This window comes from Rhizobacter sp. P2_H2, from assembly GCF_056403375.1.
Genome location: NZ_JBFUFP010000158.1, coordinates 1 through 8067, shown reverse-complemented (window position 1 = coordinate 8067; position 8067 = coordinate 1). Strand labels below are relative to the sequence as shown.

6 protein-coding genes are annotated in these 8067 nt (G+C 69.5%); 3 read left to right on the top strand and 3 right to left on the bottom strand.

All coding sequences use genetic code 11. From position 1 onward, the window contains the following. Window positions 1-33: 33 nt before the first annotated feature. From AC1D15_RS11475 to AC1D15_RS11465, 3 genes are all read left to right on the top strand, one after another. Window positions 34-3597, top strand: coding sequence for an indolepyruvate ferredoxin oxidoreductase family protein (locus tag AC1D15_RS11475; protein ID WP_477826068.1), 3564 nt, complete (start codon window positions 34-36; stop codon window positions 3595-3597). Window positions 3598-3687: 90 nt separating this feature from the next. After that, complete coding sequence (locus tag AC1D15_RS11470; protein ID WP_477826067.1) at window positions 3688-5190, top strand: S8 family serine peptidase; 1503 nt, start codon at window positions 3688-3690, stop codon at window positions 5188-5190. A gap of 8 nt (window positions 5191-5198) precedes the next feature. Then, window positions 5199-5456, top strand: coding sequence for a hypothetical protein (locus AC1D15_RS11465; RefSeq protein WP_477826066.1), 258 nt, complete (start codon window positions 5199-5201; stop codon window positions 5454-5456). Between the two features lie 25 nt (window positions 5457-5481). On the opposite strand, the gene AC1D15_RS11460 is transcribed toward AC1D15_RS11465, so the two are convergent. From AC1D15_RS11460 to AC1D15_RS11450, 3 genes are all read right to left on the bottom strand, one after another. Beyond that, window positions 5482-5811 (bottom strand): low molecular weight protein tyrosine phosphatase family protein, encoded by a 330-nt coding sequence (locus AC1D15_RS11460; protein WP_477826065.1) that lies wholly within the window; start codon window positions 5809-5811, stop codon window positions 5482-5484. A gap of 5 nt (window positions 5812-5816) precedes the next feature. Continuing rightward, window positions 5817-6905 (bottom strand): phospholipase A, encoded by a 1089-nt coding sequence (locus AC1D15_RS11455; RefSeq protein ID WP_477826064.1) that lies wholly within the window; start codon window positions 6903-6905, stop codon window positions 5817-5819. Between the two features lie 84 nt (window positions 6906-6989). Then, window positions 6990-8067 (bottom strand): chitinase (locus AC1D15_RS11450; protein WP_477826063.1); only part of this gene is annotated, 1078 nt, incomplete at its 5' end.

Here is an 8067-nt window from a genome sequence, read left to right as displayed (position 1 = left end):
CCTCACCGATCCTCCCCCAAGGAGCCCTGGCCGATGAACGCCCCGCTACCCGAATCCATCCGCAAGGCGCTCGAGAGCGTCTCCCTCGACGACAAGTACAGCCTCGCGACCGGCCGCGCCTTCATGAGCGGCGTGCAGGCGCTGGTGCGGCTGCCGATGCTGCAGCGCACGCGCGATGCAATGGCCGGCCTGAACACCGGCGGCTTCATCAGCGGCTACCGCGGCTCGCCGCTCGGCGGCTACGACCAGGCGCTGTGGCAGGCCAAGAAGCACCTGCAGGCGCAGAACATCGTGTTCCAGCCCGGCGTCAACGAAGAGCTCGGCGCGACCGCGGTGTGGGGCACGCAGCAGCTCGACCTGTACCCGCAGACAAAGAAGTTCGACGGCGTGTTCGGCATCTGGTACGGCAAGGGCCCGGGCGTGGACCGCTGCTCCGACGTGTTCAAGCACGCCAACATGGCCGGCACCGCGAAGCACGGCGGCGTGATCGCGCTGGCCGGCGACGACCACATCGCCAAGAGCAGCACCGCGGCGCACCAGAGCGACCACATCTTCAAGGCCTGCGGGCTGCCGGTGTTCTTTCCGTCGAGCGTGCAGGACATCCTCGACATGGGGCTGCATGCGTTCGCGATGAGCCGCTTCGCCGGCGTCTGGTCGGGCATGAAGACGATCCAGGAGATCGTCGAATCGTCGGCCAGCATCAGCGTCGACCCGGATCGCGTGAACATCGTGCTGCCGGAAGACTTCGTGATGCCGGCCGGCGGCCTGCACATCCGCTGGCCCGATGCGCCGCTCGAGCAGGAGGCGCGGCTGATGGACCACAAGTGGTACGCCGCGCTCGCCTACATCCGCGCCAACAAGCTGAACCACAACGTCATCGAAGGACCGAACGATAGGTTCGGCCTGATCGCGAGCGGCAAGGCCTACAACGACACCCGCCAGGCGCTGCACGACCTGGGCCTGGACGACGACGCCTGCCGGCGCCTCGGGATCCGGCTGCACAAGGTCAACGTCGTGTGGCCGCTCGAGGCCACCATCACGCGCGAGTTCGCGAAGGGCCTGCAGGAGATCCTGGTCGTCGAGGAGAAGCGCCAGGTCATCGAGTACCAGCTGAAGGAAGAGCTCTACAACTGGCGCCCCGACGTGCGGCCGAACGTGCTCGGCAAGTTCGACGAGGTGGCCGGCGACCAGAGCGGCGGCGAGTGGTCGCAGCCGAACCCGGGCAGCAACTGGCTGCTGCGCGCGCAGGCCGACCTGACGCCGGCCATCATCGCGAAGGCGATCGGCAAGCGGTTGAAGAAGCTCGGCGTCGATGCCGACACCGCCGCGCGCATCGATGCGCGGCTCGCGCTGATCGACGCCAAGGAGCGCAGCCTGGCCGAGGTGAAGAGCGAGGGCGGCGACCGGCTGCCGTTCTTCTGCAGCGGCTGCCCGCACAACACCAGCACCAAGGTGCCGGAGGGCTCGCGCGCGGTGGCCGGCATCGGCTGCCACTACATGGTGGTGTGGATGGACCGCAGCACCAGCACCTTCACGCAGATGGGCGGCGAAGGCGTGCCCTGGATCGGCCAGGCGCCGTTCACGACCGACGAGCACATCTTCGCGAACCTGGGCGACGGCACCTACTTCCACAGCGGCAGCCTGGCGATCCGCCAGAGCATCGCGGCCGGCGTGAACATCACCTACAAGCTGCTCTACAACGACGCGGTCGCGATGACCGGCGGGCAGCGCGTCGGCGAGCGGCCCGAGGGCCACTCGGTGCTGCAGATCATGAACAGCCTGAAGGCCGAAGGCGTGGCCGCGCTGTGCATCGTGACCGACGAGCCCGAGAAGTACGACGGTGTCGCGCTCGCCGAGGGCGTGCAGGTGTTCCACCGCGACGAGCTCGACCGCATCCAGCGCGAGTACCGCGAGCTGAAGGGCACGACGGCCATCATCTACGACCAGACCTGCGCGACCGAGAAGCGCCGCCGCCGCAAGCGCGGCACGATGGTCGAGCCGGCCAAGCGGGTCGTGATCAACGAGTTGGTGTGCGAAGGCTGCGGCGATTGCTCGGTGCAGAGCAACTGCCTGAGCGTCGAGCCGGTCGAGACCGAGTTCGGCCGCAAGCGCCGCATCAACCAGAACACCTGCAACAAGGACTACTCCTGCGTGAAGGGCTTCTGCCCGAGCTTCATCACCGTCGAGGGCGGGCAGCTGAAGAGCGCGAAGAAGGCGAAGCAGGAGCGGCCGCAGCCGTCGGCGATCGCGGTGCCCGAGCCGGTGCTGCCGGTGGCCGAGACGGCCTGGGGCATCGTCGTCGCCGGCGTCGGCGGCACCGGCGTGATCACGATCGGCCAGCTGCTCGGCATGGCCGCGCACCTGGAGGGCAAGGGCATCGTCACGCAGGATTCGGCCGGCCTCGCGCAGAAGGGCGGCAGCACCTGGAGCCACATCCAGATCGCGAACCGCATGGAGGCGATCCACACCACCAAGGTCGGCACCGCGGAGGCCGACCTCGTGATCGCCTGCGACCCGATCGTCGGTGCGAACAAGAGCACGTTGGCGACGCTGCGCGAGGGCCGCAGCTTCGTCGCGCTGAACACGCACGGCTCGCCGACGGCGGCCTTCGTGACCAACCCGGACTGGCAGTTCCCCGGCGCGAGCTGCGAGGGCGCGATCGTCGCGGCGGCCGGCCCGGCGAACGTGGGCATGCTCGATGCCGAGGAGCTCGCGGTGCAGCTGGTCGGCGATTCGCTGTACACCAACCCGCTGATGCTCGGCTATGCCTGGCAGAAGGGCCGCGTGCCGCTCGGCCATGCCGCGCTGATGCGCGCGATCGAGCTGAACGGCGTGCAGGTCGACAACAACAAGTCGGCCTTCGAATGGGGCCGCCGCGCCGCGCATGACCTGGCGGCGGTGAAGGCGCTGTTCAAGGCGGCGCAGGTGATCGAGTTCGTGCGCAAGAGCGTGAACATCGACGACGTGATCGCCAAGCGCGTCGAGTTCCTGACCGGCTACCAGGATGCGTCGTACGCGGCGCAGTACCGGGCCTTCGTCGAGAAGGTGCGGGCCGCCGAGGCGCCGCTGGGTGGCCACAAGCTGACCGAGCAGGTCGCGCGCTACCTGTTCAAGCTGATGGCCTACAAGGACGAGTACGAGGTCGCGCGGCTGCACACCGACAAGGCCTTCCTCGACAAGGTGGCGGCGCAGTTCGAGGGCGACTACACGCTGAACTACCACCTGGCGCCGCCGGCCCTCGCGAAGAAGAACGACAAGGGCGAGCTGGTGAAGCAGCGCTTCGGCCCGTGGATGCAGACCGCGTTCCGCGTGCTCGCGAAGTTCAAGGGGCTGCGCGGCACCGCGTTCGACCCGTTCGGCCGCACCGAGGAGCGCAAGACCGAGCGCGCACTGATCGGCCAGTACCGCGAGGCCCTCGACGAGGTGCTGCGCGGGCTGAACGCGCAGACGCTGCCGCTCGCGCTGCAGATCGCGCGCATTCCGGAAGACATCCGCGGCTACGGGCATGTGAAGGAGCGGCACCTGGCGGCCGCGATGCCGAAGTGGTCGGCGCTGATGGCGCAGTGGCGGGCGGGTGGGGAGCAGAAGGCGGCCTAGGACCTGTTGCGCGACACTTGGGAACGGGCAGCACGACCGGCCGACACGGAGGTCGACCGGCGTTGCCGCTCCCAGGGAGAGACAACAACAATGGATCCGACCCGGCGACCGCGCCGCCTCATCGTCATTCCGCCGGCGCGTGCCGGCAGGAACGCCCCGGCCCCCGCGGCCACGCTGCGCAGGCTGCAGGCCGCGGCCGCCGAGAAACGCCCTGCTGCCCCGCGGATGACCCCGTCGACGCTGAGGCTCGTCACCAGCTCGCCCGCCGACGGTGCGGTGCTGCTCGACATCGGCCGCCGCAGCATCGACGACGTGCGCGCGAGCGCACCCGATGGCGCCACGCTGGCCGAGGAGCAGTGGTACCGCCTGGAGCGCCCTGCCCGGCCGTGGCACAAGCTCAGCGAACACCTGAAGGCGCCGCGCATCGCGGCCGGCCGAGACCAGGCCTGGACCGTCACGGTCGTCGTGGACGACGCGGCCCGCACGCGGCTCGCGCAGGCGCTGGTGACGATCCTGCTCGATGAAGAAAAAGGCACCGGCCTGGAGGCGATGACCGACCGGCGCGGGCGCGTCAGCTTCCGCCTCAGCCGCGGCACGAAGCGCCTGGATGCCATCGAGGTGGCGCCGCTGCACGGCGGCTGGCCGGTGCGGCTGTCGAATGTGGAACTGCTGCGCGGCGGCCTGGAGATCGCCGTGCCGGCCCTGTCGCTGAAGACGGCGGATGCGCGCGGCCTGGTCTACGGCAAGCCGGCGGCCGGCGCCGGCAAGGGCGTCTCGATCGGCGTGGTCGACACCGGCATCGGGCCGCACGACCACCTGAAGCTCGCCGGCGGGCGCAACACCACCGCGAAGGAGGCAACGCGCCTGCTGCGCGACGCCGATGGCCACGGCAGCCACGTGGCCGGCGTGATCGCGGCGACGGCCAGCGGCTGGCGGCGCGGCGAGGCCAGCGCCGTGTCGCTGCATGCCTACCGCGTGTTCGAGGCCGGCGACCCATTCGCGTCGACCTTCGCGATCCAGGCGGCCATCAAGCAGGCCGCCGTCGACGGCTGCGACCTGGTCAACCTGAGCCTGGGCGACAGCCTCGCGGACGAGGCGGTGCGCGACGCGGTCGAGTTCGCGTGGGCGCGCGGCTGCGTCTGCCTGGCCGCGGCCGGCAACGACGGCGCCGACGAAGTGGACTATCCGGCCCGCTACCCGAAGGTGATCGCGGTCTCGACGATCGGCCTGGAGAACGCCTGGCCGGCCGGTGCCTACTTGGAGTGGACGCTGGGCGAGCCGCGCGGCAAGCCGATCGGCCACCACGTGCCGTTCTTCGCGCAGTTCTCCAACCGCGGCCGCAAGCTCGCGCTCACCGCGCCGGGCGTGGCCATCGTGTCGACGCTGTTCGGCAACCGCTGGGGCGTGATGTCGGGCACCTCGATGGCCACGCCGATCGCCACCGGCGTGCTGGCGCGCCGGCTGGCCGGCAGCGCCGTGCTGGCGATGCCGCGCGACGCCCGGCGTTCGGCGGCCATCGTGAGATTGGCCACGGCGCATGCCCAGGACCTCGGATTCCCCGCCCGTATGCAAGGCAAGGGCTTGGCGCGATAATCGAGGCCATGGCACGCTTCGTCTTCTTCAACTCCAGCGACGTGGACGCCAAGGCGCTCACGGCGGCGAAGAAGTCGGTGCGTGCCTTGGGCGGCATCGTCGTCGGCGGTGCCGCCGGCTCGATGCTCGTCGAGGCGCCCCCCACCAAGGCGGCGCAGGTGGCCAAGGCCCTGCCGGGCTGGCACTACGCGCAAGACCGCAAGACAACCCGCATTCCCGAGCACACGCCCTTGCAGCGTGCCAAGCGCGCAGCCGCCAAGGGCTGACGCTCTCCTCCCCCAGTTTCCCGTTTCACCGCACCCGCAGGTACGGTCCCACTTTCTCCTTCAGCAGCTCGACGAGCGCCGGCTCCATGAAGGCGTATTCGTCGGGAATCCCCAGCACGATCACCCGCTTGCCGCTCAGCCACGGCTTGAACTTGCGGGACAGCTTGTTACGGTGGGAACGCTCCATCACGAAGATCACCTGCGCCCACTGCACCGTCTCGCTGTCCAGCGGCGTCAGCGCCGAGCTGTCGAGCCCGGCCGAAGTGCATTCCACCTCGGGCCACGACGCGAACACCTGCTCCGCCGTCGGGCTGCGCAGACGGTTCTGGCTGCAGAGGAAGAGTACGCGCCGCATCGTCGTCAGAACTGCAGGAACGTCACCCCCACCCCGAAGCTCGTCTGCCGGAAGTTGTAATCCGTCAGCGTCTCGCCGTAGCCGCGGAAGGCTTGCAGGTACCAGCGCAGGCCGTTCGGCTGGTCGCGCAGCACCGGGTAGGTCCACTCGAGCTGCAGCGCACCGTACTTCACGCCCTGCAGCGTGTTGCGGTACAGCAGCGAAGCGGTCGACAAGCCGCTCGCCCAGTTCAGCTGCGTCTCGCTGCGGCCGCGGTAGTCGATCAGGTCGGGGTTGTTGTCGGTCTCCAGCTTCTCGTTGAAGCGCTGGACCAGGCGCGTGCTCAACGACCAGTTGTCGCGCTCGAAGCCGGCCCCGAGCGACGCGCGGTTCCAGCTGCGCGACAGCGGATCGGACTGGCCGTTCGACTGGTGCGCGATCCCCAGCTGCGCGTAGCGCCACTGCCAGCCGAACGGCAGCCCGCGCCAGGCCTCGGGAACCGGCACCACATAGATCGCCTCCGGTTCGTAGTCGCTGTTGCGGAACGGCTTCGAATCCTTGCCGTTCCAGATCTGCCACAGCGCCTGCTGCGTGAAGGCGAGCCACAGGTCACCGCCCTCGAAGCCGACATCCTGCAGCACCTTGGTGCGCAGCGACAGCTGGAACTTGGCCTCGGTGTTCTTGTAGTCCGGCAGCGGCACGGCCGCCTGCGTGGGCGATCGAGGCTCGCGGTTGATGCGGCTCGTCTGGTGCAGCGGCAGCACGTAGTTGGGCTTGTAGCCGACGAAGTTGAAGATGCCGCGCTTGTCCTCGGGGTCGAGCTCCCAGTAGCGCGAGACCAGGCTGCCGCTGCCGCCACCCGTCGGCCGGATCGCCGGCGGCAGCAGCTGCGCCTTCGGGGCCAGCTTCGACTCGCTCTCGCCCTCGCGGCCGGTGGGTGCCGGCGCCTCGACCGCGCGGCCGGCCAGCCTGTCGTAGCACGCGAGGCGATCGGCCGGGGCGCCGATCTGCGCGCATTCGGCCAGGCTGGCGGCCGGGTCGGACTGCGCGAATGCAGCGTGCAGGGGAAGGGAGAAAACGAAACAGGCGCAGGCGCCAAGGGTCGGTGAACGCATGCGCCCGGATGGTAGGGCCACGGAGTGAATCCCCGAGCAGCAGGCGCCGGATGGGCGTCCCGCCGCTCGGGTATCACACAGCAATCAAGGCAGYGTCTTCAGGTGGGCACCGACCGGCGCCGAGAAGTTGTAGCCGTCGAAGCGGTCCCAGTTGATCGACCAGGTCATCACGCCGCGGAAGGTCGGGTAGGCCTGGTTCGGGCGCAGCGAGCCGCAACCGGTCAGCTTCACCATGCAGTCCACCGCGTTGTTCACGGTCGACGCGGTGACGAAGCCGGAGTTCGCCGAGCGCGGGCCCGACGGCACGCCGAACGCGACCTGGTCCGGCCGCAGCCCGGCGAAGGTGCCCGCCGAGCCGTTCGACAGGCCGAAGCCTTCGATCAGCATCTTGCTGCCCGCCACCAGCATGTCGACCGAGCCTTCCGGGTACGGGTTGGCCTGGTACGGCGAGTACAGCCCGCCGTTGTTGTAGTACTGCACATGGATGATCGACAGGTCGTCGCGCAGCCCGTTGATGATCGGCAGGTAGGCGCCCCAGATGCTGCCGTACGAGACGAAGCCGCCTTGCACGTACGGCCACTCCGGCGCCATCGACAGGTAGAACTTCGAGCCGACCTTGGCCTTCAGCGCCTTCACCGAGCTGACCAGGTACTGCTGGATCGGCGCGCCTTGCGCCACGCCGTTCTCCAGGTCGAGGTCGATGCCGTCGAAGCCGTACTTCTGGATGATCGCGTACAGGCTGTTCGTGAAGTTCGTGGCCTCGGCCTGCGAGCCGACGCTGACCGAGCCGTTCTGGCCACCCAGCGACAGCACCACCTTCTTGCCCTTGGCCTTCAGCGCACGCACGTCGGCGATGAACTGCGCATCGCTGCCGGCATTGGAGTCGACCGTGAAGCTGACGTTGCCGCCACCGGCGTTGTCGGCGAACGCGACGACGATCACGTCCCACGCGTCCGGGATCTGGCTCAGCGGGTAGGTGTTGCCGGCCGGGTTGGTGAAGTTGTGCCAGTAGCCGACCAGCGCGTGCTTGGCGATGTCGCTCGACGGTGCGGGCGCGGGCGCGGGTGCCGGTGCCGGTGCGGGTGCAGGGGCCGGCGCGGGAGCAGGGGCCGGCGCAGGGGCGGGGGCCGGTGCCGGCGCAGGTGCCGGAGCGGGCGCAGGG